This is a genomic window from uncultured Nonlabens sp. (genome assembly GCF_947495285.1).
In the GTDB taxonomy this organism is placed as follows: domain Bacteria; phylum Bacteroidota; class Bacteroidia; order Flavobacteriales; family Flavobacteriaceae; genus Nonlabens.
Map to the genome: position 1 here is coordinate 26,622 of NZ_CANLXZ010000002.1, position 25,695 is coordinate 52,316.

Sequence of the window (25,695 nt, forward strand, 5' to 3'; positions counted from 1 at the left end):
TCGCGAAAGCGGAACACATACCAACATCCATCTTGTTTTGCACATAATTCCCGATTTATGTCAGATTTAACGTTTTTGAAATAGTAGCATATCCTTTTGTGATCAAAATGTGATTTATTTCTATGTTCTTTGAAAAGAGATAATTGATACGATCATGAAATATATAGGAGCATTATTTTTAATATTAAGTAATTTTTTTTTGAGTCCTGATAAGGTGTATGTCAAGGATTATGAAAACGGTGTGTTAACTAGTGAAGGTTGGGTGGTTAATGGTGAGAAAGATGGCTACTGGAAATTCTATAAAGCTGGCAAGATAAGTGCTCAAGGTCATTTTAAAAGTAATGAAAAGGACGGTTATTGGTATTTGTACACACACGGTAGAATAGATAAAGAAGGGTATTATAAAAATAGTTTTAAGCATAACTGGTGGGTGTTTCATAATCATAATGGGTATCGTACAATTAAAAAACAGTACGAGCACGATAAAGTTTCTGGATACGTACTTTACTATAAAAAAACTGGTCTCTCTAAAGTAGAGGAGTATAAGTCTAATGAAAAATTAGGAGAATGGACCAGCTATTGGAAATTTAGAGTAGACCATCCTGATTTTTCTATGAAAGATTTAAAGAAGTAAATAGACTAGTTTTTTATGACAAAGCCGTTCATAATCCTTAAATTGCTCCACTTTTAAACTTACTGTTCTGAAAATAAACCCTATTATAAGAGTTATTATACCTGCCTATAATGAGGCAGGTTCTATACCTCTAGTCATAAAAGCAGTGCCTTCTATGGTTACTGAAATAATCGTATGTAGTAATAATTCTAACGATGATACGGTCATAAATGCCCGTAACGCAGGTGCCACGGTAGTAGAAGAATCTACACCAGGATATGGAAATGCCTGTTTAAAAGGTATGGATTATGTCGCTTCATTACCTGAGTCTACAGATATTATCGTGTTTCTGGATGGAGATTATAGTGATTATCCAGAACAACTATTAGAACTGGTAGCGCCCATAATAGAAAAGGATATAGATCTTGTTATAGGATCTAGAGTTAAGGAATTAAGGGAAGCAGGATCTATGACTGTTCCTCAAATATTTGGAAACTGGCTTGCGACTAGTTTAATGCGATTGTTTTTTGACTCTCGTTTTACAGACCTGGGACCTTTTAGAGCGATTAAGTATGATAAGCTTTTAGAGCTTAAAATGCAAGATCGTACTTATGGATGGACTGTAGAGATGCAACTCAAGGCTTTAAAGAAAAGTTTTACTTATACAGAAGTTTCTATGAAGTACCGCAATAGAATAGGTGTATCAAAGGTATCAGGTACAGTTAAAGGTGCTATATTTGCTGGTATTAAAATTTTGACATGGATTTTCAAATACGGTTTTAAAAAATGATTTTAGAGTGGATATGTATAGTAGTTTATTCTATATCGTTAATTTTGATTTTATTCTATGCTTTTGCACAGCTTAATTTATTAATTAACTACGTTAGAGCCCAAAAAATAGTAGATAACTCTCCTTTATTAGATCTTAAGAATCCTGAAGAGGTTCCTTATGTGACTATTCAATTGCCGGTGTTTAATGAGGCATATGTAATGGATAGATTGCTAGATAATATAGCGTTAATAGAATACCCTAGAGAAAAATTAGAAATACAGGTGTTAGATGACTCTACAGATGAGACGGTAGAAACTACAGCGGCACATGTAAATAGACTAGCAGCGACAGGTTTAGATATAGTTCATATTACAAGAATAGATCGCAGTGGTTTTAAAGCCGGTGCTTTAAAAGAAGGTCTAGCTATTGCTAAAGGTGATTTAATAGCAATTTTTGATGCAGATTTTTTACCAGATGCAGACTGGCTGTATAAAACGATTCCTTATTTCAAAGATCCAGAAACAGGTGTAGTGCAAACGCGATGGGCACATCTTAATCGTGATTATTCTATTCTTACTCAAATACAAGCATTTGCACTAGATGCTCACTTTACTCTAGAGCAAGTAGGTCGTAATTCTAAAGGGCATTTCATTAACTTTAATGGAACTGCTGGTGTATGGCGCAAAGAGACTATCTATGATGCAGGTAACTGGGAAGGTGATACTTTAACTGAAGATCTAGATTTAAGTTATCGAGCACAATTAAAAAACTGGAAGTTTAAATATCTTGAGCATGTAACTACCCCTGCAGAGTTACCTATCGTAATAAGTGCTGCTAGATCACAGCAATTTAGGTGGAATAAGGGTGGAGCAGAGAATTTTAGAAAAATGTTTAAAAGAGTGGTTTCTTCAGAGATGTCTTTTAAATCAAAAATGCATGGTGTACTTCACTTATTAAATAGTACGATGTTTCTTAATGTACTTATAGTAGGTATTCTTAGTATACCTATGTTATATATAAAGAACGAGTACGGTCATTTACGTGAGTATTTTATAGTCATGAGTTTCTTTGTAATTAGTACGATCATATTTTTTATATGCTATTGGTACATGTATAAGAAGACTTATGGTAATGGCGTTAAAAACTTCATATCATATATAGGTATGTTCTTTACTTTCTTTTCTATAGCAATGGGGTTTTCTTTTCATAATTCTATAGCAGTATTAGAAGGTCACGCAGGTAAGCGCAGTGAATTTGTTCGCACTCCTAAGTTTAATTTGAAAGCCGTAGGAGGAAACTGGAAAACAAATAAATACCTGCGTAAAAAGATCAGTCCGCATGTTTTTATAGAGGGAATTTTGATGTTTTACTTTGCTTTTGGTATGTATTCTGCATTTATAGTGGGTACTGAGCCCGATTTTGGACTATTTCCTTTTCATTTAATGCTTACTATTGGTTTTGGATTTGTATTCTTCCGTAGTTTAACAGATAAACAATAATGGAACGCAGGTTAAGTAATGCTTTAGGTATTTTAACCATTATCAGCGCTGTATTTTATGGATTATTCTTTTCTATGCAACGTAAAGAGTTTTCTAGTTTACTTATTATTTATGTTTTGCTTTTTGGAATATTTGGTGCCTTTACTATGGTTCTAGATAAAGCGACAAAAAGAAGTCTTAACCTATTTCCTGATTTTATAGGAAAACGTTTTTATGGATCCCCATTGATAGGCGGTTTATTTTTAATCGGTCTTATCTTGAGGTTTCTATTAATTGACAATACGCCACATCTTTCTCAAGATTTTTTCAGATTTATATGGGATGGACATCAATTAATTAATGGTTTTAATCCGTATTTATACTTACCAGATGATGTTATAAGTTCTGGTGCATCCCATATTCCTAATGCTACTATTTTACATAGTTCCATGGGAGGACTCTCAAGCGGTTTGTACACAAATTATCCGCCTTTAAATCAGTTATTCTTTGCTGTAGCCGCATGGTTGGGTGGCGATAGTATTCTGGCTAGTATCATATGGATGCGTGTATTCTTAATTCTTGCAGATGTAGGTATATTTATTTATGGTGTAAAATTTCTACGCTTACTGGGTAAGTCAGAGTGGCTTATTGGTTTGTATTACCTTAATCCTTTTACGATTATAGAGCTTACTGGTAATTTGCATTGGGAAGGTGTGATGGCGTTTTTTCTACTTGCGGCGATTTATCATTTGTTGAAATCTCAAAAAGTACAAAGCGTGCTTTTTATGGGGTCTGGAATTCTTTTAAAGTTATTGCCAGTTATGGCATTACCATTACTTTTAAGAAGATTAAAGTTTAAAAGTGCAGTTGTTTATTACTTATCTGTTTTAGTTGTAGTAATAGCAGGTTTTAGTCTTTTTGTGTCCGAGCAATTGTTAGATAACTACGCTGCTTCAGTAGGATTATGGTTTGGTAAATTTGAATTCAATGGTAGTATTTATTACCTAGTAAGATATGTAGGTTTTAAGATAACAGGTTATAATATTATAGAAACGGCTGGTAAGATTTTGCCGTTGTTTACTTTATTGATTATCCTGCTTATCAGTTTTATTCGTAAAAATGAAATCCCAGAAATACTTATTTCTAGTATCCTGTTTTCCTTTTTTACTTATTTAATGTTTTCAACTACTGTACATCCTTGGTATTTAACTATACCACTGCTGTTCTCTATCTTTACAAAGTATCGTTTTATGCTGGTATGGAGTTGTACCGTATTTCTAAGTTATTATGCCTATTCAAATACAGACTTTGTAGAAAGTAGCTTGCTGCTCACTATTGAGTACGTTTTAGTCTTAATAATGTTTATTTTTGACTTGTACAACAATAGGGTTTCTCTCAACAAAATACGACCTATTGATGTGCCACAAAATTCTTAACCATGAAACCTATCATTATATTCTTATTACTGTGTATCCTAGGCTTTATATCCTACGATTTTTATAAAGACTGGAGTAGATTTCACTCACCTGAATATCATTACAAAACAGAGGTTACTGTAGATAAAGACTACCATGACCCTTCAGTAGTCATGATGTATTACGATGCTATTACCGATTTAAATAGCTTTATTAAGCTGCAATGGACAGCAAACGATATAGATGTAAGATTACCAGAAGATGACGATTTAGAAACAACACTTGCTGTAGAAAAGTATGCTCAAAAATTAGCGCGTGTTACTTATTTAGAACAAAAACTAGCACAGTCTGCAAGTTATAAATCTAATGGCTGGAACAATCAACAGATTATTGATTTTGAAAATAATCACAGTAGTCCAGAAGAAATCAAAGCTATTGAACAAAAGAACTTAATGAAGCAGCTCTATAGTAATCATTGGGAAGATAGTCAACGTATAGGATCAAAAAACGCTCTCGTTTTTGAGATACAAAAAAATCTCATAGCAAGAGGTTATGATATGGCTCTAGATGGTGTTTTTGCAAAAGATACTACCGAAGCTCTAGCCCATTTTGAATCAAAAAACAATCTTTTTCCAGATGGGAAAATAGATGTGCTAACTTTTGAGGTTTTATTAAAGTAGGTTTTTAAAATATTGTTTATCAATATTTTGTCATATTTGTCATAAGAATGACATAAACAAGTCAAGGATCTAATTTGTTCTTTAAATGACTTCATTCTTAGATTTGTTTCACTAATTTTAAATCATGAAACAGATGAATACAGTAGGGACTAAAATCAAAGAGATACGTCTTAAAAAAGGCATGTCTCAAGAAGAACTAGCGACAGATTCTCAAGTCAGTTTACGAACCATTCAACGTATCGAGAACAATGAAAATGAACCGCGTGGTAAAACCTTGCAGCTTATTTGTGAAATCCTGGATATTAACATTGAAGAGTTACTTGATTACGGTAAGCATGAAGACCAGCAGTTTATGATGTTTTTTCATTTATCGGTTCTAGCAGGTGTTTTTATACCCATAGGTAATATCATTCTACCACTTATTCTATGGCTGACTAAAAAGGATAAAACCCAAGGTTTACAGGAAATAGGAGCGAGGTTACTTAATTTTCAGATCCTATTTACAGCTTTTTATTTTCTTGCTGTGATTGCAGTTAGTTTAGGGAAGGTAATGCATTGGTTTCCGATTTATTTTTCTCATATGTTTATGTTTATAATAATATGTTGGGTAGTAAATAGCACAGCGGCTTTAATTTTAGCCATCGCAAATGGTCGTGGTAAACAAGTGACCTATCCCAGTATTATTCCTATGATTAATTAAAAAAAGGGTTTCTTATATTTCTATAAGAAACCCTTTCAACTAAGTATTTTGCAATAATTTACTTCTTACTCACCTCATACAAATCAGTCCTGCGGTCTTTTAAATTCTTCACAGCACCATAATTGTGTAGTTCTTTTAATAAATCCAGATCCACATCTGCCACTAAGATCATTTCTGTGTTTGCTGTTGCCTCTGCCTTGACTCCATTTGATGGGAACGCAAAATCACAAGGCGTGAATACCGCACTTTGCGCATAAGATATGTCCATATTTTCTACGGCTGGTAAATTCCCCACGCTACCAGCTATCGCGACGTAACATTCGTTCTCCACTGCTCTAGCTTGCGAGCAAAGTCGTACACGAGCATAAGCATTTTGTGTATCTGTTAAGAATGGTACAAAAAGAATTTGCATGCCTTCTTGTGACATAATACGACTCAATTCTGGGAACTCACTGTCATAGCAAATCAAGATTCCTATTTTACCACAATCGGTGTCAAAAGTTTGTATTTTATTCCCACCTTGTAATCCCCATACTTTTTGCTCATCTGGTGTGACATGTATTTTTTCATAACGTTCTACCGTACCATCGCGACGGCACAAATTCCCTACATTATATAATTGTCCATCAATGATTTCAGGCATGGAACCTGTAATAATGTTGATGTTATACTTAATGGATAATTCAGAAAACTTGTTTCTGATCATCTCGGTATATTTTGCTAGTTCTCTAATAGAATCACTTACGCTTAAATTGTTGTAGGCTGCCATTAAAGGTGCATTAAAATATTCAGGGAATAAAGCAAAATCAGATCTGTAGGCAGCTACCGCGTCTACAAAGTATTCTACCTGCTGCATCAACTCGTCAAAACCAGAGTAAGGACGCATTTGCCACTGAATTAAACCTAGTCGTACCGTGCTTTTTAATGCTGTGGTTTCTGTAACTGGTTTTGTATAGTAAATATTATCCCATTCTAGTAATACGGCAAATTCCATAGAGGCTTTATCTCCATCTAGATAATTTTTAAGGACACGAGAAACATGAAAATCATTAGAAAGCTGAAAGTTCAGTACAGAGTCTGTAATCTCTTTATTACGCACTTTTTTGATGTATTCCTTAGGCGTCATGTCACTGGCATGATTATGATAATTAGGAATTCTACCACCAAATGCGATACCTCTTAAATTTAAATTCTCACACAGCTCTTTACGGTAATCATATAAACGACGACCTAATCGCATACCACGATATTGAGGTTTTATAAACACTTCTATGCCATAAAGTACATCACCATCATCATCGTGCGTGGTGAACTTGTAATTTCCGGTCACTTGCTCATAGGTGTATTGACCACTGAAATCGTCATACTTCACAACTATAGATAGCGCGCAGGCTACGATCTCTTCATTCACTTTAAGCACCACTTGACCTTCAGGAAACTTTTCAATTAGTGTTTTAATTTGCTCTTTTTTCCAATAAGAATCTGGTAGATTGCTATAAGAATCTATCATTGCATGCTTCAACTCTTCATAATCTTTAAGCTGTAAAAACTCAAGATTTAAGTTGTCTATCTTACTCATATTTATATCGCTCATAGTGTGTTACTTGTATTTAAATGTAATCGCAATTCATTAATATTTTATAATTGAAACGTTTATCTTTAAACATAAAAAACCTGTAAACCGCTATGTGTTGAGCAACTTACAGATTTTGATTTTTGTTCCGCTTTCGCGAAAGCGGAATTATTAAATTACATCTCTAATAAATAAGCAAAAATTAATGGTGCTACGATGGTCGCATCGCTTTCTACAATAAATTTAGGTGTGTCTTGATCTAGTTTTCCCCAAGTGATTTTTTCATTAGGTACAGCTCCAGAATAGCTTCCATAACTAGTCGTAGAGTCAGATATCTGACAGAAATAACTCCAGAATGGTGTGTCTGTACGTTCCATATCTTGATACAACATAGGTACTACACAAATAGGAAAATCACCAGCGATACCACCACCTATCTGGAAGAAACCTATACCTTTCTGTGAATTATCGGTGTACCAGTCTGCGAGAAAAGTCATGTACTCGATACCGCTTTTTACCGTGCTCGCTTTTAACTCACCTTTTAATACATAACTAGCAAAAATATTACCCATGGTGCTGTCTTCCCATCCTGGAACGACTATCGGTAAATTAGCTTTGGCAGCGGCATACATCCATGAATTCTCAATAGGAATTTCATAATACTGTTCTAGTACACCACTTAAAAGTAATTTGTACATGTATTCATGAGGGAAATAACGCTCGCCCTTTGCCTCTGCATCTTTCCATATCTTAACGATATGTTCTTGTAGTCTTCTAAAGGCTTCATCTTCTGGAATACAAGTATCTGTTACACGATTTAATCCTTTTTCCAGTAAATCCCACTCGTCTTGCGGCGTTAAATCACGATAGTTAGGGACTCTTTTATAGTGACTGTGTGCTACTAGATTCATCAAATCTTCTTCTAGGTTTGCACCGGTACATGAAATGATATGTACTTTATCCTGACGTATCATCTCGCCAAAGATCTTCCCAATCTCTGCAGTACTCATTGCTCCAGCTAGAGAGACCAGCATTTTAGAACCTTGGTTTAATTGTGCTTTATAACCCTTTGCAGCGTCGACAAGGGCAGCGCTATTAAAATGTAAAAAATAGTTTTCTAAAAAATCTGTTATAGGTTTACCCATTGTTTTTTATTTAATAATTAGACTAAGTTGTAATAGTTACCAATACCTGTTAATATGCTCTGTACAGCATACGCGGCTAGTATAAGTCCCATCACTTTACTTATTACTGTGATACCATAACTACCTATACGATCTTGTATTTTGCTTGCGGCGAGTAATATTAATGCTGTAAATAATATGACTATAAAGACTAAACTGGTAGTAATGAGTTGTTGTTGTATAGTGTACAGATGATTATCTGTCATAAGTACTACAGCCATTATGGCACCAGGAGATGCTATAGATGGAATAGCAACAGGAAAAATGGTAACGTGTTTATAGTCGGTAATTTCATTTTTTTCATTTTGTGGTTTTCCATCACCGAAAACCATGGTTAGAGCAAAAAGAAATAGAATGACCCCACCAGATATTTGAAAAGCTTCTAATGATACTTCCATTCCCTCTAGAATGAGCTGTCCTATGACTATAAAGAATAATAAGATTAAGAATGCAATAACACTAGCTCTTATGGCAATTTTCTTTTTATGAGTATTGTCAAATTCTTTAGTCGCTTCTAGATACACAGGTACCGTACCTATGGGATCTATAACGGCTATTAAGAAAAAGATGGTAGTGATAATTTGCAACATAAATTTAGTTTTCTAGGTTTTTCATTTTTTTTAATCCTTCTTTTGCAAAATCATTTGTTGTTGTGTAACCACTTTCTCCTTTTAGAGCGATGTCTTTAAATTTATAGCTCAACATTTTATAATACAGTTTTGCAGCTAGAAAATCAGACGATTTCTCTAGTGGATTAGGACATAACTCTACGATGTCAAATCCTACTACGTTTCTCTCTGTAAAGACGGTTTTCAAAAACTCTAGTGTTTCATACCAGTACATCCCACCAGGTTCTGGTGTGCCGGTAGATGGACATATAGATGGATCAAATGCATCTAAATCGATAGTTATAAATACATTTTCTGTAAGAGCTTCTATCGCTTTTTCTTGCCAGTAGTCATCTTGTGCCATTTCATGAGCGTAAAATATTTTTTCATCATCATTGATGCCCACTTCTATACTATCCATGGAACGTATGCCTACTTGTACTAGGTTAGCTTTTTGACTTGCTTCATATACAGCACAAGCATGATTACAAGAACTACCGTCGTATTCTTTTCTTAAGTCTGCGTGAGCATCTAGCTGTAGCACACTTAGATTTTCATACATTTCATTAAATGCACGTATGCTACCTATAGAAATAGAGTGTTCTCCACCAAAAAGGGTCACAAACTTATTCTTTTTTATATACTTTTTAGTAGTTGCGTGAACGGCATCTACCATTGCTTCTGGCGAGCTGTTTTCTGTAACAGCTTTTGCAAGAAAGACTCCGTGATGATACACTTCTGTATCCGTTTCAATATCGTATAGCTCCATATTTGCACTAGCGTCTAGAAAAGCTTCTGGACCTTTATCTGCGCCTTTTTGCCACGTGCTAGTGCCATCATAAGGTACTGGAATTAAAACGATAGATGCATTATCTAATCCAGCATGTTCATCTGGAATCCCTGCATAGTTTAAATTATTCATGTTATAAGCTTAAAAAGTTGGTTTTAAAATCAAAGATTTTGTGCAGCTGTATTCTCTTTTGATATAGCTTTTTTAGTAGACTCAGTTATTAATATCCCAAAATATCCAGCATGTTTTCACTGGTTTGTTGTTCTTTAAAAACGCTAGTTTTAATACCGCCATTTTCATCACGATCGATTAAAATATGTTTAGGAGCAGGTATTAAACAGTGCTGTAAACCACCGTATCCACCTACGCTCTCTTGATAAGCACCAGTATTAAAGAAGCCTATGTAAAGAGGTTTATCTTTATGGTATTTAGGTAAATAGATCGCGTTTATGTTTTGCTCACTATTGTAATAATCATCACTATCACAGGTAAGACCTCCTAACAGGACACGTTCATATTCTTCTTTCCATCTATTAAGAGACAGCATGATAAAACGTTTATTGATAGCCCACGAGTCTGGTAAAGTGGTGATAAAAGAACTATTGATCATGTTCCATTTCTCACGATCGTTTTGTAGTTTTTGATACAGTACTTTATAAATAGCTCCACCACTTTCTCCTACAGTAAAAGAACCGAATTCTGTAAAAATGTGAGGCACGTCTACTTTAGCTTCGTCACAAACTTGTTTAATTTGAGAAACGATCTCGTCGATCATGTATTGGTAATCAAAATCAAAAACTAATGAGTTCTTGATAGGGAAACCACCACCTATATTTAAACTGTCTAGAGTCGGGCATATTTTCTTAAGGCTTATATAGACCTTAAGACATTTGTGCAACTCATTCCAGTAATATGCATTATCACGTATACCAGTGTTTATAAAAAAGTGCAGCATCTTAAGATCTACCTGATCATTAGAGGCTATTTGAGTTTTATAAAAATTTAAAATATTCTTGTAGCCTATGCCTAGTCTACTGGTGTAAAATTCAAATTTAGGTTCTTCTTCACTTGCGATGCGTATACCAGCATTAAATTTCTTTGAAGTAGCATCGGTTAGAAGAGTGAGTTCTTCATAGTTATCTATGATAGGTATACAGTTCTGACCAGAATCTATTAATGCAGCAATATTATCTATGTATTGATCTCTTTTAAAACCATTACAGATAACAAAGGTGTCGTTTTTAATCTTACCTTCTGCTTTAAGTTTGTTCACGATATTAATGTCAAAGGCGCTCGAGGTCTCGATGTGTATGTCGTTGCTCAATGCCTCGTCTAGTACATGTTTAAAATGTGAGCTTTTTGTACAATAACAGTAGTGGTATTTTGCTTTGTAATCCGCTTTCGCGAAAGCGGAATCAAACCAACCCTTTGCACGGTTAATGTTATCTGATATCTTAGGTAGATACGTAAATTTTAACGGCGCACCATATTGCTCTACAAGAGCCATAAGGTCAATGCCGTGAAACTGAAGTTGGTCATCTTTTAGTTCAAACTCTTCCGTTGGGAAATAGTACGTCTGGTTGATGAGATCAATATATTTTGTATTCAATGTCGTAAACTGATAAATTATAAATAATCCCTTAAAAGCTAAATCTTAAAAGGGATCAAATGTAAATTAGTAAAAGTTAACAGTGTGTTAAATGATCCTTAGATCATCTTTATATTGATCACTTCTTGATCATTAAGCTTGCGATAATGACCTCGCGGTAAATCTTTTTTAGTAAGACCGCCTAAAACAACACGGTCCAGAACTTTTATTTCATAACCTACTGCTTCAAATACACGCTGTACGATGTTATCCTTACCACTGTGTATTTCTATTCCTACCTCGTTATTCTTACCGTTCTCTACATAGTTGATTTCTTTGATCTCAACTGGTTCACGATCTATAAGTATACCATTGCGCAATTGCATTAAATCTTCATGCTTAAAACTACGGTCTAGAGCAACTTGATAAATTTTACGCAACTTTTGCTTTGGGTTATTCAATTTGTTTGCTAACTCAAGATCGTTAGTAAATAACATAATACCTAAAGATGCTCTACCCAGTCTACCTACAAAGTGAAGACTGTTAGGACTCGCATTTTCCATAAGGTCTAGAACTGTTCTAGTAGAACGTTCTCCTTTACGAGGTGAATTAAATCCTTTAGGTTTATTAAGGATAAAGTATTCTTTTTTAGACGGTTGTATAGGTCTGTCGTCAAAACGTACCTCATCACCAGGCATTACCTGATACCCCATTTCTACTATAGGTTTACCATTTACGCTTACACTACCAGCTTTTATATAAATATCTGCATCGCGACGGCTACAAAGGCCAGAGTTAGCAATGTATTTATTAAGTCTTATACCTGCCTTATCTGTCTTTCTTTTAGTAAAGCTTTCAGATTTTTTACGGTCTATATATTCTTTTTTAGTAACAGGTTTTCCAGAACGAGATGTTCCTACTACCTGATTTTTACCACCACGAGTAGTAGGACGGTCGCCAGATTCACTACTGCGAGAAGAAGATTTTCTTTTATCGCTGTATGGTCTGTCATTACGTCTATCATTACCTTTTGAAGCACCAGCGCTTTTGCCATCACGGCGACCGCTACCTTTACTTTTTGATCCTTCGTTACCTCTACTCATTGTATTAAAAATTTTTTGCAAAGATAGACTTTTACTTCATTGAATATCAACATGAAATTCAAATTATAATACACTATATATTATGTCTTTAAATAGCCATATTTAGCATTTGTAAAAACATGAAAACCAACTGTTTTTAGTGTATTATTCTTATGCAATTTACCGACCAGATGAATAGATAGTTAATGTGTGATATCGCATAACTAATTCTTTTTTTAAAGGGCAATAAAAATTCAGGAATCTACATTCCAGTTCTTATCGCCTCTACAGGATCTAATCTTGCAGCAATAAATGCTGGGATTATACCTGCCACCAGACCTATTCCTGCACTTACACTAGTTCCTAAAAGTACGTTATAAGAAGAAAGTACAAAGGTAAAATCTTGGGCAATGGAGTTAGCTAGAAGCGTGCCTAGCCATACAAACAGTAACCCAAATAGACCACCAAAAAGTGCTAGAATAATAGACTCAAATAAGAATTGAGATAGAATAAAACGTCTTTTTGCACCTAGAGATTTTTGAATACCTATCAGGTTCGTACGTTCTTTAACGCTTACAAACATGATGTTTGCAATACCAAAACCACCCACTAACATAGAAAAACCAGATATAATAACACCTATAAAAGTTAATACGCTCGTGACTTGATCTATTAAATCTGCAAAGCCTTTTAAAGGATTGATAAAGAAATTAGTAATTTCATCTGGCTTTAAACCTCTGTAAGAACGCAGTTGCTGTTCAAAAGTTGCGATAAATTCATCCTGATCCACTTCTTTTTTAGGTTTTAAAATAAGAGCAGCAGTTCTGTTTTTATTATTGTCACCATAAATTTTACGTACAAAATTCACCGGTACATAAGCGCTGCCATCTTTAGAAGGTCCCATAATTCCCTGCCCTTCTTTTTCTAGTACACCTATAATGGTAAATTTATTACCATATAATCTAACACGTTTACCTATGGGGTCGCTATCACCGAACAGGCTAGAGGCAACCTCACTACCTATTACAGCCACAGGACTACCACTATTAGATTCTGCTCCATTAAAGAAACGTCCTTCCTTTAATTTAAGATTTTCTATGTCATAAAAAGACTCCGTGCCTGGAGTGATGCTTACACCGGTGGCAGTTTTATCTTCATATTTAATGTTTTCTGGAGAGGCAAAAATCGTGTAAGTAATCGCATCTATGTCATCCATAGTACGTTGTAGCATCTGGTACTCATCATAAGACACATTAGGGAATTTTTCATATTCATAACGCTCCAGTTTTGTCGGGCCGAAGGATCTATTTAAAACATAAATAGTAGAAATATCAAGAGAACTGAGGCCTTCATTTATTTCATTTTCTAGAGAATCTATAGCTGCAAGAACACCTATGATAGAAAATATACCTATGGTCACACCTAGAAGCGAGAGAAAAGTACGCAGCAAATTTGTGCGCAATGCATTCATGGCAAAAAAGAAACTTTCTTTTAAAACTCTTAGATAAATGAGCATGGATAGACTTTAAATTTTAAGCTGGTTAAAAATACGCTTTCTCATTGGACAAAAAAGAATCTTATTTGTTACAAAATTGTTGGATTTAATTCCGCTTTCGCGAAAGCGGAATCTCAAATAACCTCTAAACGCATAAGGTAACCTATCTTTGCATTTTAAATATTATCGACAATTGGAAGAGAATTTTAAACTTACAGATCAAGTAGAATTAAGGGAATCGCTGTTTACAAAATGGCAAGCACCCTCTAATATCGCACTAGTTAAATACTGGGGAAAACACGGTGTGCAACTACCGGCAAATCCTTCTATAAGTTTTACTCTCGATGCCTGTCGCACCATTACTAGTGTTAAAGCTAGCAAGGGAACCCACGGTTTTAGTATAAGTTATGACGGAGTAGAAAAGCCAGAGTTTGCTCCTAAAATCAAAGCCTATTTTGAACGTATTTCTAGCTATTGTCCATGGATTTCTAGCTATCATTTTGAGATAGATACACATAATACATTTCCTCACAGTTCTGGGATAGCGAGTAGTGCGAGTAGCATGGCCGCGTTGAGTGCGTGTGTCATGGATTTTGAAAGTGAGCTTACTGGTACATCTTTAGATTATCATAAAATGTCTTTTTTATCACGTCTAGGTTCTGGTAGTGCCTGTCGTAGTTTACAAGGTGCAGCTGTTTTATGGGGCGAGCATGTAGATACAGACGGTAGTTCTAATCTTTATGGAATTGATAAGAGTGACTTATTGCATTCTGTTTTTCAAGATTTTCAGGACACTATATTGTTAGTAGACAAAGGTGAGAAGGTAGTAAGTTCTACAGTAGGTCATGATTTAATGAATGATCATGCTTATGCTAGTGCAAGATTTAAGCAAGCGCAAAGCAATTTAACGATATTAAAAAAGGCGTTAAAAGATGGCGATCTCGATACTTTTATTAAAATAACAGAAAGTGAAGCGCTTACTTTACATGCCATGATGATGACTTCACATCCTTATTTTATACTCATGAAACCTAATACGCTGTCGATTATCGAAGAGATTTGGGCTTTTAGAAAAAAGACGCAAATACCAGTGTGTTTTACTCTAGACGCAGGGGCAAACGTACATATGTTATATCCTAGCGAGCATAAAAGTGCTGTAGATGGGTTGATTAACAACAAATTGACACAATATTGCCAAAACTCTCATTATATTTGTGATCAAATAGGCACAGGAGCAAAAAAGTGCTAACTTAGTCATATGAAAGGACCTTTATTTTATTCTAAGATTTTACTCTTTGGAGAATACGGCATTATTAAAGACTCAAAAGGTCTCTCGATTCCTTATAATTTCTATAAAGGAGCGTTAAAAATAAGTGACGCATTAACTGATACAGCTGCCCAATCTAATAAGAACTTAGAACGTCTTGCGGCTCATATTGAATCGCTTCAAGAAACAGATCAAAGCTTTCCTAAGTTTGATACTACTAGTCTTAAAAAAGATGTAAACGCGGGCATGTACTTTGATTCTAGCATACCGCAAGGGTATGGAGTAGGAAGTAGTGGTGCGCTAGTTGCTGCTGTTTATGATAAATATGCTATAGATAAGATTACCGTTTTAGAGAACCTGACTAGAGAGAAATTGCTTACTTTAAAAGCCGTTTTTGGTCAGATAGAAAGTTTTTTTCATGGTAAAAGTTCTGGACTAGATCCATTAAACTCTTATTTAAGCTTACCTATACTTATTAATTCTAAAGAAGATATAGAACCAGCCGGTATACCATCGCAACTTGCGACAGGTAAAGGAGCTGTGTTTCTTTTAGATTCTGGAATAGTAGGTGAGACGGCGCCCATGGTTAATATCTTTATGGAGAAGATGAAACAAGAAGGTTTCCGTTCTATGTTAAAAGATAAGTTTGTTAAATACACTGATATGTGTGTTGAGGATTTTTTAAGTGGTGATGTAAAAGGACTTTTTGGTAATGTAAAAAAACTATCTCACGTAGTGTTAGATAATTTTAAACCTATGATCCCAGCACAATTTCATGACTTATGGAAGCAAGGTCTTGACAGTGGTGACTATTATTTAAAACTTTGTGGTTCTGGTGGTGGTGGCTACATCTTAGGATTTACAGAAGACTTAGAAAAAGCAGAAAAAACACTCGGAGACTATAAGTTAGAAGTTGTTTATTCTTTTTAAGAAATAACGATATATAAAAAAAACGCTCAACTGAAAAGTTGAGCGTTTTTTGTTTAAAAGCATTTTAAGATTTTACATTAAATCTCTTCTCTCCATGCAAATCCATAAGGGCCATCTTTAGAAACCGCCTTAGAATATGGTTTCAAATGCTCAAAATCTATTTTTAAGAATGGGATGTTTTTAACCTCTACAATTATTTCTACCATGTTTATAGAAATATTAATATCAGTAGGTGATAGATTTTCTTGAACAGCAACTGTAGATGCGTACTCTTCCATTAAAGGTGGTTGAGAGCCTTTTTCTATGTAGGTCTTTACATCTTCATTACTTTGTACAGTAAGACCACGAGAGCATATAAAACCGTCACAGAGAATTTGATATTCTTCGTTTACATTTTCAAAAACGTAGGCCCATAAACTATGCTCATCACCTTCTACAACTATATTAAAATCTCCGAACGAGTCTGAGATATAAATTTCTTCATTCATATACAATATGGATTTTTAAGCAACGACATCACCATCTGGAATAGCTGGTTCTAGCGTTATAGGACTTAGTGTAGGATAGTAATTGCGTTTATAATGTGTGCGCTCATCATCTCCTATTTTTCTAATGGCCTGATTGCCTAAATTTGTAGTAACCAGTACTTCTTCATCATTAGGGAAGTGAGGAAATTTAGATTTCCATAAAGGATATTTCTTATTCTTTCTAGCTCTATAAGATTCATATTCAAATTGCTCGTGGTAAGCATGTATAAACTCATGTGCTAGAATAGAGGCAGCGGTATTGCGACCTACATTAGATTTATGCCACGATTTTCTAAGATCTTTGCGGAACATGGATCCCATTTCATCATAAAAAGTAATGATGTCTCGAGTACCTTCATATTGATTTATAGTTCCATCTCTTATTATGAGGTTTTTGCCACGACTGGAAATGAATTCTTCAAGTATATTTACCACACGACCATCAGGAAACTCTAATATTAGAGCCTCTTTTTTATAGATAAAGTCTAGTGTTTTAAAAGTGTTGTGTACAAATAGATTTGCCTCTGGATTAATATAACGATCGGGATTATAGTGGTATGGCTCAAACTGCCACTTACCAGCATTGTTCCAAAGTATTTTTATATTGCTTTCTAGCATGATGTTCATAGTGCGGTTCTTTCTTTGAACTTTATTGTTTTACTTTAAATATTTGTGACATGGGAATCTCAAATGTATCATGGCGATTATAGCCTAATGAATAAAAATAATGCGTTTAAAGTAAATGTTTTCTTTAATATATTTATGTAAGATAGATGTCTCATAGAATACATTATGGCTTATTTAATCTACTAATTTACTTAAATCCATCTTTTAATTTTGGATTTACGCCCTTAATGTGTTCTACTAGATAACGATTGATTCGTTCTTCACTTATCTTATCCATTCCCATGATGTTCTCAGATCTTAAGAAAGTTACTAGATCTATGGTTTTAAGATAGTCGTTGTATCGCTTTCGCGAAAGCGGAACATAACTATAATGCCACGGTTCATATTTAAATCCGGTGCGATTATCATTCATGGTATAAACCAGTTCAAAGTCATAAGTTGCACTGTGTTTTTCCATCCAGTCTTTAAGTTTGCAAAAAGGACCGTTTCCATGAAATTTAGAAGGTACTAAAACACTGCCACTATACGTTGCGTTAGTGTCTATGATGTCTATGTCGGTACCCCAGTGGTGTCTAGATGTGCCAGGAACAGTGCTGTATTCTACGATTTTATCAAAAATAGCATCTGGTTCTAGACCTTGTGCAGCATATTTTTTATACTTGCGATTCCAGATTTGTGTCTGTCTAGTAAAACTTCTATAGCCAGAAACAACGGTGAGGTTAATTCCGTCTTTTGCAGCTGCGGCTTTCATGAGTTTAAACGCTGTTAAGGTCTCTACTTCAAGAAGATTCTTAGGATTAGGGTATTGTCCTGTTAATTTTTTTTGATCTATTTGAGAAGTAGTTGCGGTTACTAAGAATAATAAGCAACATAGCAGTCGTATCATAATTTTTTTATCATTTTATAATGTTCTCCTACACCAGGAATATCAAATAGGTCACTGACTATTTGATAATTCATCTTTTCATAAAAAGCTGTTGCGTTAAGACGGGCGTTAAACCATAAAACTTCTACGTGGCGTTCTTTTAGAATTTGTTCTGCATGTTTTAATATTTTCTTACCTATACCTTTTCCTTGTGCTACTTCTAAAACAGCCATGCCTCTTAATTGATAGCAATGGTGCAACTTCATGTCTTTTATCTTTTCTAGATGGACATCTTTATTCATAAGAAAAGTGGCGACACCGATAATTTTATCTTTTTCAAAAGCGCCTATATGAAATGTAGTGCCTAGATCGTCACCAGAAAAGTGACAGTCTTCTATGGGTCTTCCTTTTCTAAGTACGGGCTGTCGCACAGGAAAGGTTTCTCTTGCAGTAACTGGTAATATTTCTATCATTTTTTAATTACTTAAACTTTTTAAAATAATCACTAGCAGTAATTTTGTAAAATCTAGCAGGTTCTCTATTGTTCCAAAGAAATCGATGATCTAGCTGCATTCCTAATTTTTGAGCCACTATTTGTGAACCATAATTTAATTCATGTACGTGAGCAACGAGATATTCTATCTTATGATCATGAAAAGCATGTCTTAATACTTCTAGACCAGACTCTGTAGCATATCCTTTTTTCCAATATTTTTTCATAAATCGGTAGCCTATGTCTACATAGCCATTGTTTACATTCTTCTTTAATCCAGACCAGCCTAGGAAAGCGTTATCTTCTTTTCTTATAACTGCTATTCTACCCATTTTATATAAAGCAAATTGCCCCTGAGAATTTGAAACATAGTCCATGGCAAATTTTTTTGCGGCTTCTAAATCTTTAAAGGCAAAATCACCGGTGTAGCGCATTACTTCTTCATCACTATTAAGCTCATAAAGAAATGGTGCATCTTCCTTTTTAAAAGGACGCAGGTATAACCGTTCTGTTTCTAGTTTTAGAATCATATTCTTATATCGCTCCAGCTTTTATTCTGGTCGAATAGAACTTCAGCAAACGGGCATAATGGATTTATTTTGCGACCTTTTGCTTTGGCAAATTTATAACTCTCAGTAATTAATTTTGTGCCTAATCCTTTTCCTTCATTTGCAGGTTCCACCTCTGTGTGGTCTATAGTCATTACATTATCTTGTAGAGAATAGGTTAATTCTCCTATAGTTTTATCCTTTTCCTTTAGGTAAAAAATACCTCTTGAATCGTTTTCGTTATGTTGTATTGTCGTCATTATTATTTTTAATCTAAAATTAAATTAACTTGGAAAATGAGCAAAATCATAACCACTGTCTACCTCTATAGCCTCATTATCTTTAGTAAATACTCTTGCGGTATGTGGACCACATAACAACTCTTCTTTATCAATTACTCTTATATAGCTGCCCTCTCTTAATCCTACAACTGGTAGATTATTGTAAAAATGAAACTCTTTGATACGTTCTTCTCTAGTTTCTCCCATGTGGGTAGAGTCTGTGTCAGGATCTAGATAATGTGCGTTAATATTATAACCTATGGCACCTGTTGTTTTAAAACTAGCTGGCATGACTATAGGCATATCATTAGTGTTTCTCATATTTAAACCACAAATATTGCTACCAGCACTGGTGCCTATGTAAAATGTGCCTGCATAAATTTGCTTGCGCAGTATCTCCATAAGATGATGGTCGTGCAGCGTTTTTACTAGTACAAAAGTGTTGCCACCACCAGTAAAGATAGCTTGTGCTTTTTTAATAGCATCTTGTGCATTTTCATATTCGTGAATACCTTTTACAGTTACACCGGTGTCTTTAAAAGCTTCTTTTACTTTGTCTGTATATGAGTCGTGAGAAATACCGCCTGGTCTGGCATATGGTATAAAAAGAAGGTTTTTTATATCGTTTGTTTTGAAGGCTTTGAGTATATCTGGTAGTAAATAAGCAAGATAACTACTACCGTGTATGGTAGATGTGCTTGCGATAATCATGTTTCTCATAGAATACGTTTGCTAGGTTAAACATCGTTAAACTCTAGCAATGATAGGGTTAATTGTGCGTTCTTTGTTAGTATAAATCTTTTTTGACATTATTTTAAGTCAATAATAAACCTACCAGATGAAAAATATATTACTCCTTCTAATTCTTACGTGTGGTATTGCTGCCGCCCAAAAAGAACGTGTACAGATACAAGGAATTATTAATAGCCTTACTAGCGAGCCACTAGAAGGTGTAGCTGTTTTTAATCAGGCGTCGCTAGAGGGAACCATAAGTAACAAAGAAGGTAGTTTTTTCTTGCATGCTAGAACAGGAGATAAGATATCTTTTAAAGCATTGCAGTTTGAGTCTTTTTCTTTGATCATTACTGCAAAGGTTATGGAGAATAGAAAAGTAACTATTTCATTAAATGAAGGTGTTAACCAGCTAGATGAGGTAGTGTTAGATGATGGTTTAATGAGAATAGACGTTAAAAGAACTCCTTATGTAGATCCTAAAATAAAGGAGGTAAGTGATTATAATCAAAAGACTAGAGCAGTAGACCGTATAGAGAATACTTTTTCTGACCGAATTAAGCAACCAGAAGAATACACTATACGCAACGAAGCTTTTAATCAAAGTCAACCGCGATTTAATATGATAAATATAATAGGAGGACTGGCATCTATGGCTATCTTAGGTACTCTAGATGGACTTAATTTAAACACAGGTTCTGCACCAGTGGAGAGGGAAAAGAAATTTGATGTTTATGTCTTAAAAAATAAATACAGCACAGAGTATTTGTTGAATTATCTAGAAATTCCACAAAAAGACTTGTATGAATTTATGCACTTTGCAAAGGATAAAGGTCTTAATGAGTCTATGTTTGAACCAGAAAGAGAATTAGATCTATTACAATTCCTTTCAAATCAAGTAACTTTGTTTAAAGAAAAGAAAAATTACCCTGAAATAAAAGAAGAACTCTCACCTTCTGTAAAAGAAAAAAGCAATGAACAATAATCTATTAAAAAACGCCTTCTACGGTATCGCAGCTTTGTTTTTAATTATCACGACCTCTTGCGATAGTGATGATGACTTACCTACCGGACCATCTATAATTGTTAACACATTTTGTTACGGACTAGACTCTTTAAATTCAACAGATGTTTTTGACGCATTTAATCGTGAGGTGCTTGAAACCAGCACGACAGGTGTTTTTAACACAAGAACCTTTATCGTTGATGAAAACATTACACTAGAAAATGGACAGCTAGACGGCACAGGTTTTCTTATTACTCTAGATTTATATGGTAATAGAGAACTAGAGTTTCAGTCAGGAACTTATGTAATAGGAGATACAGAAGAGGTAGGAGATGCTGTTATTACTTATTTTACAGATTACGATGCTTCTATGAGAACAAATGAAGGCGTAGAGATAGTTTCTGGACTTGTGGGCGTTTCACCTTATCGTACAGGTTATGCAATAGAGATAGATGGTATAGATGCAAATGGAGATCGTTTTCATGGTATCTACTTAGGTGAAATAACACCGCTTAATTAAATATTTGCAGTAATCCTAAGAACCTTTGATTGTGGCATGAATCTAGTTAGATTCCTATCGCAATAAAAAATAGCGCATGAAAAATTTCAAAATCTTATTTTTATTATCAGTATGGAGTTTCAGCCTTTCTTCCTTCTCATTAGATAGTAAATGTGAAAATGATGTAGAATTATCTCGCTTTCGCGAAAGCGAGAACAACAACGATCTACACAAATACTATATCTCAGTTTCTAATGTAACTTATAGCGAGAGTGCAAAAAGTCTACAAATGATTACAAGATTTTTTATTGATGATCTAGAAGACGTGTTGAATTCTAGAATAGAAACGCCTGTAGTACTGGGTGACGATGCTACTATTGAAGATCTATACCCATTGATTAAAAGTTATCTAAATAAAAAACTAGAGGTTAAAATAAATGATCAAGTTTCAAGTATTAATTTTTTAGGGGCCGAATATGAAGGCGATCAAATAGCGCTTTATATAGAAATTCCCGCTATACAGGCACCTATAGAGGTGTCTATGAAGTTTAATGCGTTTCTCGAATTATTTGAAGAGCAAAAGAATCTGGTTCATTTAAAAATCAATGGAGAACGTCGCACACTTTTAATGGATAAAAATAAGGGCAGTGACACTGTGAAGTTTTAGTTAAAAGCTCTTTAAATTATTCTTAATTGTTAATTTAGCAAATCTTAAATTTAAATCAAACACATGAAAGCTATTAAACTATTGTTTATCAGTATGATGCTTGTTTCTTATGGTTCTTTTGCACAAGAGAAAGAAGCAAAGGATGAGCCTAAGGCTGAAGAACATGCTAACATCAACAAATTCCGACAGTTGTATCAGGAATTTTCTACACCTAATCAATACCGTAGCGCGAGTGGTGCTCCAGGACCGCAGTATTATCAGCAACGTGCTGATTATGATATGGATATAAGATTAGATGATGAGAATCACCACATTTACGGTTATGAAACGATTACCTACACTAACAATTCTCCAGATGTGTTAGATTATTTATGGGTACAGTTGGATCAAAACATGCGTTCAAAAGATTCAAAAACTCCTCTTATAGAAGGTGGTGGTGTACAGCCGTATATGCAACCTAGTGGGTTTACTGGCGAGTATCTTTCTGAGCCTTTTGATGGAGGATTTAATATTTTAAAGGTTCTTGATAAAAGCGGTAACCCATTAAAATATATGATTAACAACACAATGATGCGTGTTGAGTTACCATCAAAATTAAAAACTGGTAAAAAGTTTGAATTTGATATAGAATGGGATTATAACATTAACGATCACGTAAATGGTCGTGGACGTAGTGGTTATGAGCAATTTCCTGACGGTCATAGAGCATATGTTATTGCACAATTCTACCCAAGAATGGCAGTTTATAATGATGTAGAAGGATGGCAAAACAGCCAGTTCTATGGTCGTGATGAGTTTGCTTTGCCTTTCGGTACCTTTGAAGTAAACATAACTGTACCAGCTGATCACTGGCTAGATGGAACAGGTAAATTAACTAACCGTAAAGAGGTTTATTCTAAGACTGAACTTGCACGTTATGAGCAAGCACAAAAATCTTTTGAAAACCCTGTGGTTATTAGAACACAACAAGAGGCTGAAAAGCTTGCTATGATGCCAGGTTCTAAGTCTACTAAAACATGGAAACTTAAAGCAGACTATGTTCGCGATTTTGGTTGGACTTCTTCACGTCGTTATGTAGCAGATGCTATGGCGGTAAAAGTAGGAGGAAAAGACATCATGGCTGTTTCTATCTACCCACCAGAAGGTAATCCTTTATGGGAACAGTGGTCTACTAAGGCTGTTGCACAGACTTTAAAGTCTTATTCTAGAATGACCTTTGACTACCCATATCACAAAGCAATCTCTGTACATGCAAAGAATCAAGGTATGGAATACCCTATGATCTGCTGGAATTATGGACGTCCAGATGAAGATGGTAACTATTCTGACCGTGTAAAATTCGGTATGATATCTGTTATTATTCATGAAGTAGGTCATAACTATTTCCCTATGATCGTAAACTCTGATGAGCGTCAGTGGACCTGGATGGACGAAGGTTTAAACACCTTTGTACAGTATGTAGCAGAGCAAGACATGGGAGAGAATTACCCAGCTTCTATAGAAGGCCTCGATGCTTATCCATCTAGACGTGGGCCAGCAGCAAAAATAGTTCCTTACATGGCTGGCGACCAGCGATACATTGCACCTATTATGAGTAAGGGTTTAAATACTTATCAGTTCGGTTCTAATGCTTATGGTAAGCCAGGTACAGCACTTAATATATTGAGAGAGACAGTGATGGGACGTGAGTTATTTGATTACTCTTTCCGTACATATTCTCAAAGATGGATGTTTAAACATCCAACACCAGAAGATTTCTTCCGTACTATGGAAGATGCAAGTGCTATGGATCTAGACTGGTTTTGGAGAGGATGGTTCTATACGACTCAATTTAATGACATGGGTATTGCCTCTGTAGATAAATATTTTGTTTCTAGCGAGAAAAATCAAGCTATTAAAGATCTTATGGCTCAAAGAAACATATCTGAAGATAGAATACCTGCTTTAGTTTACATGGTAAAAGAAGGTAGTGAAGATTATAAAGAATCTCTTAAAGGTCAAGAACCTGCTGAGGTAGTGGGTGAACTAAAAACCTATTTAATGGATAACTTTACTGCTAGTGAAAGAGCAGCAATGAAATCTCCTAAGTTTTTCTATGAAATTAAAGTAGAAAAACCAGGTGGGCTAGTAATGCCTATCATTATTGAGTATACGTATGCAGACGGTACCTCTGAAACAGTAACGCACCCAGCAGAAATCTGGAGATTTAATGATAAAGAAGTAGGCTTAAGTAAAGCTACTACTAAGGAGATAGTTAAAATAGTAATAGATCCTAAACTAGAAACTGCAGACGTTGATACATCTAATAACACATGGCCAGCTGCGGCTCAAGTAAGCAAATTTGACCAGATGAAGAAATAAGATTTCTTTTTTTAAAACAACTTTAAAAACCAGATTCACAATGAATCTGGTTTTTTTTGTTTAATATCAAATATCTTTACGGTATGAAATTATTCCAGCTAATAACTATTTGTGTTTTATTAATGATCTCTTGTGATGACCCATCACTAGACCAACGAGGAGAAGTGGCAACTGCTGTAGATCCTATTGTAAACCTTATGGAATTAAGTTCTATACAAATAGCCCAAGGGACTTTTAATAATGTGATTCAAAATATAGACATTGTTTATAATAACGATGCCTTGATTAGTGAAATATTATTTACTGGAACCACAAATATGTCTTATAACATTGAGTATGCTTCTAATAATAGACTAGAAACTATTACTAAAGTAGATGTAAATACGGTGGTTTATAATTTTACTTATGATGCAGATTTTATTTTCATAAACTTTACAGATATTAGAGGAGATCATGTAACAAAGCAATTATTTACCGATATCCAAAATAGAATTAATAGAGTCCTAACCACAGTTACAGACGTTTCTGGTATTTCTACTCAAACAGAAGATTTAAGGTATTCTTATAATGCAAACTTTAATGTAGATAGGCTCAATAGTCTTGCGGTAAACAATGCAGCAATCATCTCTTATAGTCAGTTTACCTATGAGTTTAATAATAATCCGTTTAGGGACATGAATGATGTCTTGAGACTACTTATATTTCCAGATTTTGTATCATACACGAGATACTTGCCTGTTACTAGAGAAAATTTTATTGCAGCATCTAGCGGTTTTAGATTAGAAAATTCTCTTTCTTATATCTATACGTTGCGTGAAGATCAGTTTCCTAGCTCTCGAGAAGTCGTGAAAACAGAATCAGGGGTAAGTACAACAACATTTGAGACGTTTAATTATCTATAATTCTTAACGTAA

Annotated in this window: 27 protein-coding genes; 13 read left to right on the top strand and 14 right to left on the bottom strand. The window is 34.7% G+C overall.

Annotated features, from left to right (window positions below; genetic code table 11):
* Positions 1-154 precede the first annotated feature (154 nt).
* From Q0838_RS00950 to Q0838_RS00975, 6 genes are all read left to right on the top strand, one after another.
* Positions 155-634: a hypothetical protein gene (locus tag Q0838_RS00950; protein ID WP_298950274.1), complete on the top strand. Its 480-nt coding sequence runs from the start codon at positions 155-157 to the stop codon at positions 632-634.
* Positions 635-707: 73 nt separating this feature from the next.
* Positions 708-1,403 (top strand): glycosyltransferase family 2 protein, encoded by a 696-nt coding sequence (locus Q0838_RS00955; protein ID WP_298950486.1) that lies wholly within the window; start codon positions 708-710, stop codon positions 1,401-1,403.
* Positions 1,400-2,884, top strand: a complete 1,485-nt coding sequence (locus Q0838_RS00960) for a cellulose synthase family protein (protein ID WP_298950276.1) — start codon at positions 1,400-1,402, stop codon at positions 2,882-2,884. The genes Q0838_RS00955 and Q0838_RS00960 overlap by 4 nt, the downstream gene beginning before the upstream one ends.
* Positions 2,884-4,299 (top strand): hypothetical protein, encoded by a 1,416-nt coding sequence (locus Q0838_RS00965; protein WP_298950277.1) that lies wholly within the window; start codon positions 2,884-2,886, stop codon positions 4,297-4,299. Before Q0838_RS00960 ends, Q0838_RS00965 begins: the two co-directional genes overlap by 1 nt.
* Positions 4,300-4,301: 2 nt before the next feature.
* Positions 4,302-4,958 carry a peptidoglycan-binding domain-containing protein gene (locus Q0838_RS00970; protein WP_298950279.1) on the top strand — a complete coding sequence of 219 codons (657 nt, stop codon included), beginning with the start codon at positions 4,302-4,304 and terminating at the stop codon, positions 4,956-4,958.
* A 124-nt stretch (positions 4,959-5,082) separates the two neighbouring features.
* On the top strand, positions 5,083-5,658 hold the full coding sequence (locus tag Q0838_RS00975) for a helix-turn-helix domain-containing protein (protein WP_298950281.1): 576 nt from the start codon (positions 5,083-5,085) through the stop codon (positions 5,656-5,658).
* Positions 5,659-5,716: 58 nt separating this feature from the next.
* Here the strand turns inward: Q0838_RS00975 and Q0838_RS00980 are convergent, their stop codons facing one another.
* The 7 genes from Q0838_RS00980 to Q0838_RS01010 all read right to left on the bottom strand — a co-directional run bounded on the left by Q0838_RS00980 (position 5,717) and on the right by Q0838_RS01010 (position 13,999).
* On the bottom strand, positions 5,717-7,252 hold the full coding sequence (locus Q0838_RS00980; protein WP_298950283.1) for a bifunctional GNAT family N-acetyltransferase/carbon-nitrogen hydrolase family protein: 1,536 nt from the start codon (positions 7,250-7,252) through the stop codon (positions 5,717-5,719).
* A 155-nt stretch (positions 7,253-7,407) separates the two neighbouring features.
* On the bottom strand, positions 7,408-8,376 hold the full coding sequence (locus Q0838_RS00985) for a deoxyhypusine synthase family protein (protein ID WP_298950285.1): 969 nt from the start codon (positions 8,374-8,376) through the stop codon (positions 7,408-7,410).
* Between the two features lie 17 nt (positions 8,377-8,393).
* Positions 8,394-9,005, bottom strand: coding sequence for a MarC family protein (locus tag Q0838_RS00990; protein WP_298950287.1), 612 nt, complete (start codon positions 9,003-9,005; stop codon positions 8,394-8,396).
* A 4-nt stretch (positions 9,006-9,009) separates the two neighbouring features.
* A complete protein-coding gene (speB, locus tag Q0838_RS00995) occupies positions 9,010-9,945 on the bottom strand; it encodes an agmatinase (protein WP_298950288.1) in 936 nt (311 codons plus the stop codon).
* Between the two features lie 88 nt (positions 9,946-10,033).
* Positions 10,034-11,422: an arginine decarboxylase gene (locus Q0838_RS01000; protein WP_298950290.1), complete on the bottom strand. Its 1,389-nt coding sequence runs from the start codon at positions 11,420-11,422 to the stop codon at positions 10,034-10,036.
* 98 nt (positions 11,423-11,520) lie between these two features.
* Positions 11,521-12,504 (bottom strand): pseudouridine synthase, encoded by a 984-nt coding sequence (locus tag Q0838_RS01005; protein WP_298950292.1) that lies wholly within the window; start codon positions 12,502-12,504, stop codon positions 11,521-11,523.
* 241 nt (positions 12,505-12,745) lie between these two features.
* On the bottom strand, positions 12,746-13,999 hold the full coding sequence (locus tag Q0838_RS01010; protein ID WP_298950294.1) for an ABC transporter permease: 1,254 nt from the start codon (positions 13,997-13,999) through the stop codon (positions 12,746-12,748).
* A 172-nt stretch (positions 14,000-14,171) separates the two neighbouring features.
* Here Q0838_RS01010 and Q0838_RS01015 point away from each other — a divergent pair, with 172 nt between their 5' ends.
* Together Q0838_RS01015 and Q0838_RS01020 are read left to right on the top strand one after the other, a co-directional pair.
* Positions 14,172-15,227, top strand: a complete 1,056-nt coding sequence (locus Q0838_RS01015) for a diphosphomevalonate decarboxylase (protein ID WP_298950296.1) — start codon at positions 14,172-14,174, stop codon at positions 15,225-15,227.
* 9 nt (positions 15,228-15,236) lie between these two features.
* Positions 15,237-16,175, top strand: a complete 939-nt coding sequence (locus Q0838_RS01020) for a mevalonate kinase (protein WP_298950299.1) — start codon at positions 15,237-15,239, stop codon at positions 16,173-16,175.
* Positions 16,176-16,252: 77 nt separating this feature from the next.
* Here the strand turns inward: Q0838_RS01020 and Q0838_RS01025 are convergent, their stop codons facing one another.
* The 7 genes from Q0838_RS01025 to pepE all read right to left on the bottom strand — a co-directional run bounded on the left by Q0838_RS01025 (position 16,253) and on the right by pepE (position 20,236).
* The gene (locus Q0838_RS01025) at positions 16,253-16,663 is read right to left on the bottom strand and encodes a hypothetical protein (RefSeq protein WP_298950300.1); all 411 of its coding nucleotides are present in this window, start codon (positions 16,661-16,663) and stop codon (positions 16,253-16,255) included.
* Between the two features lie 15 nt (positions 16,664-16,678).
* Positions 16,679-17,329 (bottom strand): hypothetical protein, encoded by a 651-nt coding sequence (locus tag Q0838_RS01030; RefSeq protein WP_298950302.1) that lies wholly within the window; start codon positions 17,327-17,329, stop codon positions 16,679-16,681.
* 187 nt (positions 17,330-17,516) lie between these two features.
* The gene (locus Q0838_RS01035; protein WP_298950303.1) at positions 17,517-18,215 is read right to left on the bottom strand and encodes a M15 family metallopeptidase; all 699 of its coding nucleotides are present in this window, start codon (positions 18,213-18,215) and stop codon (positions 17,517-17,519) included.
* Positions 18,212-18,667 carry a GNAT family N-acetyltransferase gene (locus Q0838_RS01040; protein ID WP_298950305.1) on the bottom strand — a complete coding sequence of 152 codons (456 nt, stop codon included), beginning with the start codon at positions 18,665-18,667 and terminating at the stop codon, positions 18,212-18,214. The genes Q0838_RS01035 and Q0838_RS01040 overlap by 4 nt, the downstream gene beginning before the upstream one ends.
* Positions 18,668-18,674: 7 nt before the next feature.
* A complete protein-coding gene (locus Q0838_RS01045) occupies positions 18,675-19,217 on the bottom strand; it encodes a GNAT family N-acetyltransferase (RefSeq protein WP_298950307.1) in 543 nt (180 codons plus the stop codon).
* On the bottom strand, positions 19,214-19,495 hold the full coding sequence (locus Q0838_RS01050) for a GNAT family N-acetyltransferase (RefSeq protein WP_298950309.1): 282 nt from the start codon (positions 19,493-19,495) through the stop codon (positions 19,214-19,216). The genes Q0838_RS01045 and Q0838_RS01050 overlap by 4 nt, the downstream gene beginning before the upstream one ends.
* A gap of 24 nt (positions 19,496-19,519) precedes the next feature.
* Positions 19,520-20,236: a dipeptidase PepE gene (gene pepE / locus Q0838_RS01055; RefSeq protein WP_298950311.1), complete on the bottom strand. Its 717-nt coding sequence runs from the start codon at positions 20,234-20,236 to the stop codon at positions 19,520-19,522.
* 118 nt (positions 20,237-20,354) lie between these two features.
* Here pepE and Q0838_RS01060 point away from each other — a divergent pair, with 118 nt between their 5' ends.
* The 5 genes from Q0838_RS01060 (at position 20,355) to Q0838_RS01080 (ending at position 25,683) form a co-directional block, all read left to right on the top strand.
* On the top strand, positions 20,355-21,233 hold the full coding sequence (locus Q0838_RS01060) for a carboxypeptidase-like regulatory domain-containing protein (RefSeq protein ID WP_298950313.1): 879 nt from the start codon (positions 20,355-20,357) through the stop codon (positions 21,231-21,233).
* Positions 21,223-21,774, top strand: coding sequence for a hypothetical protein (locus Q0838_RS01065; protein ID WP_298950315.1), 552 nt, complete (start codon positions 21,223-21,225; stop codon positions 21,772-21,774). The genes Q0838_RS01060 and Q0838_RS01065 overlap by 11 nt, the downstream gene beginning before the upstream one ends.
* A 76-nt stretch (positions 21,775-21,850) precedes the next feature.
* On the top strand, positions 21,851-22,420 hold the full coding sequence (locus Q0838_RS01070; protein WP_298950317.1) for a DUF6702 family protein: 570 nt from the start codon (positions 21,851-21,853) through the stop codon (positions 22,418-22,420).
* Between the two features lie 63 nt (positions 22,421-22,483).
* Entirely contained in the window at positions 22,484-24,781 is a 2,298-nt protein-coding gene (locus tag Q0838_RS01075; protein WP_298950319.1) for a M1 family metallopeptidase, read from the top strand.
* A gap of 83 nt (positions 24,782-24,864) precedes the next feature.
* Entirely contained in the window at positions 24,865-25,683 is an 819-nt protein-coding gene (locus Q0838_RS01080) for a hypothetical protein (RefSeq protein ID WP_298950321.1), read from the top strand.
* The last annotated feature ends 12 nt before the right edge of the window (positions 25,684-25,695 follow it).

What these genes read in the sequence shown, in the direction of transcription:
- Q0838_RS00950 (WP_298950274.1), top strand. Translation starts at nt 155, where the DNA reads ATGAAATATATAGGAGCATTATTTTTAATATTAAGTAATTTTTTTTTG.
- Q0838_RS00960 (WP_298950276.1), top strand. Translation starts at nt 1,400, where the DNA reads ATGATTTTAGAGTGGATATGTATAGTAGTTTATTCTATATCGTTAATT.
- Q0838_RS00965 (WP_298950277.1), top strand. Translation starts at nt 2,884, where the DNA reads ATGGAACGCAGGTTAAGTAATGCTTTAGGTATTTTAACCATTATCAGC.
- Q0838_RS00970 (WP_298950279.1), top strand. Translation starts at nt 4,302, where the DNA reads ATGAAACCTATCATTATATTCTTATTACTGTGTATCCTAGGCTTTATA.
- Q0838_RS00975 (WP_298950281.1), top strand. Translation starts at nt 5,083, where the DNA reads ATGAAACAGATGAATACAGTAGGGACTAAAATCAAAGAGATACGTCTT.
- Q0838_RS00980 (WP_298950283.1), bottom strand. Translation starts at nt 7,252, where the DNA reads ATGAGCGATATAAATATGAGTAAGATAGACAACTTAAATCTTGAGTTT.
- Q0838_RS00985 (WP_298950285.1), bottom strand. Translation starts at nt 8,376, where the DNA reads ATGGGTAAACCTATAACAGATTTTTTAGAAAACTATTTTTTACATTTT.
- Q0838_RS00990 (WP_298950287.1), bottom strand. Translation starts at nt 9,005, where the DNA reads ATGTTGCAAATTATCACTACCATCTTTTTCTTAATAGCCGTTATAGAT.
- speB (WP_298950288.1), bottom strand. Translation starts at nt 9,945, where the DNA reads ATGAATAATTTAAACTATGCAGGGATTCCAGATGAACATGCTGGATTA.
- Q0838_RS01005 (WP_298950292.1), bottom strand. Translation starts at nt 12,504, where the DNA reads ATGAGTAGAGGTAACGAAGGATCAAAAAGTAAAGGTAGCGGTCGCCGT.
- Q0838_RS01010 (WP_298950294.1), bottom strand. Translation starts at nt 13,999, where the DNA reads ATGCTCATTTATCTAAGAGTTTTAAAAGAAAGTTTCTTTTTTGCCATG.
- Q0838_RS01020 (WP_298950299.1), top strand. Translation starts at nt 15,237, where the DNA reads ATGAAAGGACCTTTATTTTATTCTAAGATTTTACTCTTTGGAGAATAC.
- Q0838_RS01025 (WP_298950300.1), bottom strand. Translation starts at nt 16,663, where the DNA reads ATGAATGAAGAAATTTATATCTCAGACTCGTTCGGAGATTTTAATATA.
- Q0838_RS01030 (WP_298950302.1), bottom strand. Translation starts at nt 17,329, where the DNA reads ATGAACATCATGCTAGAAAGCAATATAAAAATACTTTGGAACAATGCT.
- Q0838_RS01035 (WP_298950303.1), bottom strand. Translation starts at nt 18,215, where the DNA reads ATGATACGACTGCTATGTTGCTTATTATTCTTAGTAACCGCAACTACT.
- Q0838_RS01040 (WP_298950305.1), bottom strand. Translation starts at nt 18,667, where the DNA reads ATGATAGAAATATTACCAGTTACTGCAAGAGAAACCTTTCCTGTGCGA.
- Q0838_RS01045 (WP_298950307.1), bottom strand. Translation starts at nt 19,217, where the DNA reads ATGATTCTAAAACTAGAAACAGAACGGTTATACCTGCGTCCTTTTAAA.
- Q0838_RS01050 (WP_298950309.1), bottom strand. Translation starts at nt 19,495, where the DNA reads ATGACGACAATACAACATAACGAAAACGATTCAAGAGGTATTTTTTAC.
- pepE (WP_298950311.1), bottom strand. Translation starts at nt 20,236, where the DNA reads ATGAGAAACATGATTATCGCAAGCACATCTACCATACACGGTAGTAGT.
- Q0838_RS01060 (WP_298950313.1), top strand. Translation starts at nt 20,355, where the DNA reads ATGAAAAATATATTACTCCTTCTAATTCTTACGTGTGGTATTGCTGCC.
- Q0838_RS01065 (WP_298950315.1), top strand. Translation starts at nt 21,223, where the DNA reads ATGAACAATAATCTATTAAAAAACGCCTTCTACGGTATCGCAGCTTTG.
- Q0838_RS01070 (WP_298950317.1), top strand. Translation starts at nt 21,851, where the DNA reads ATGAAAAATTTCAAAATCTTATTTTTATTATCAGTATGGAGTTTCAGC.
- Q0838_RS01075 (WP_298950319.1), top strand. Translation starts at nt 22,484, where the DNA reads ATGAAAGCTATTAAACTATTGTTTATCAGTATGATGCTTGTTTCTTAT.
- Q0838_RS01080 (WP_298950321.1), top strand. Translation starts at nt 24,865, where the DNA reads ATGAAATTATTCCAGCTAATAACTATTTGTGTTTTATTAATGATCTCT.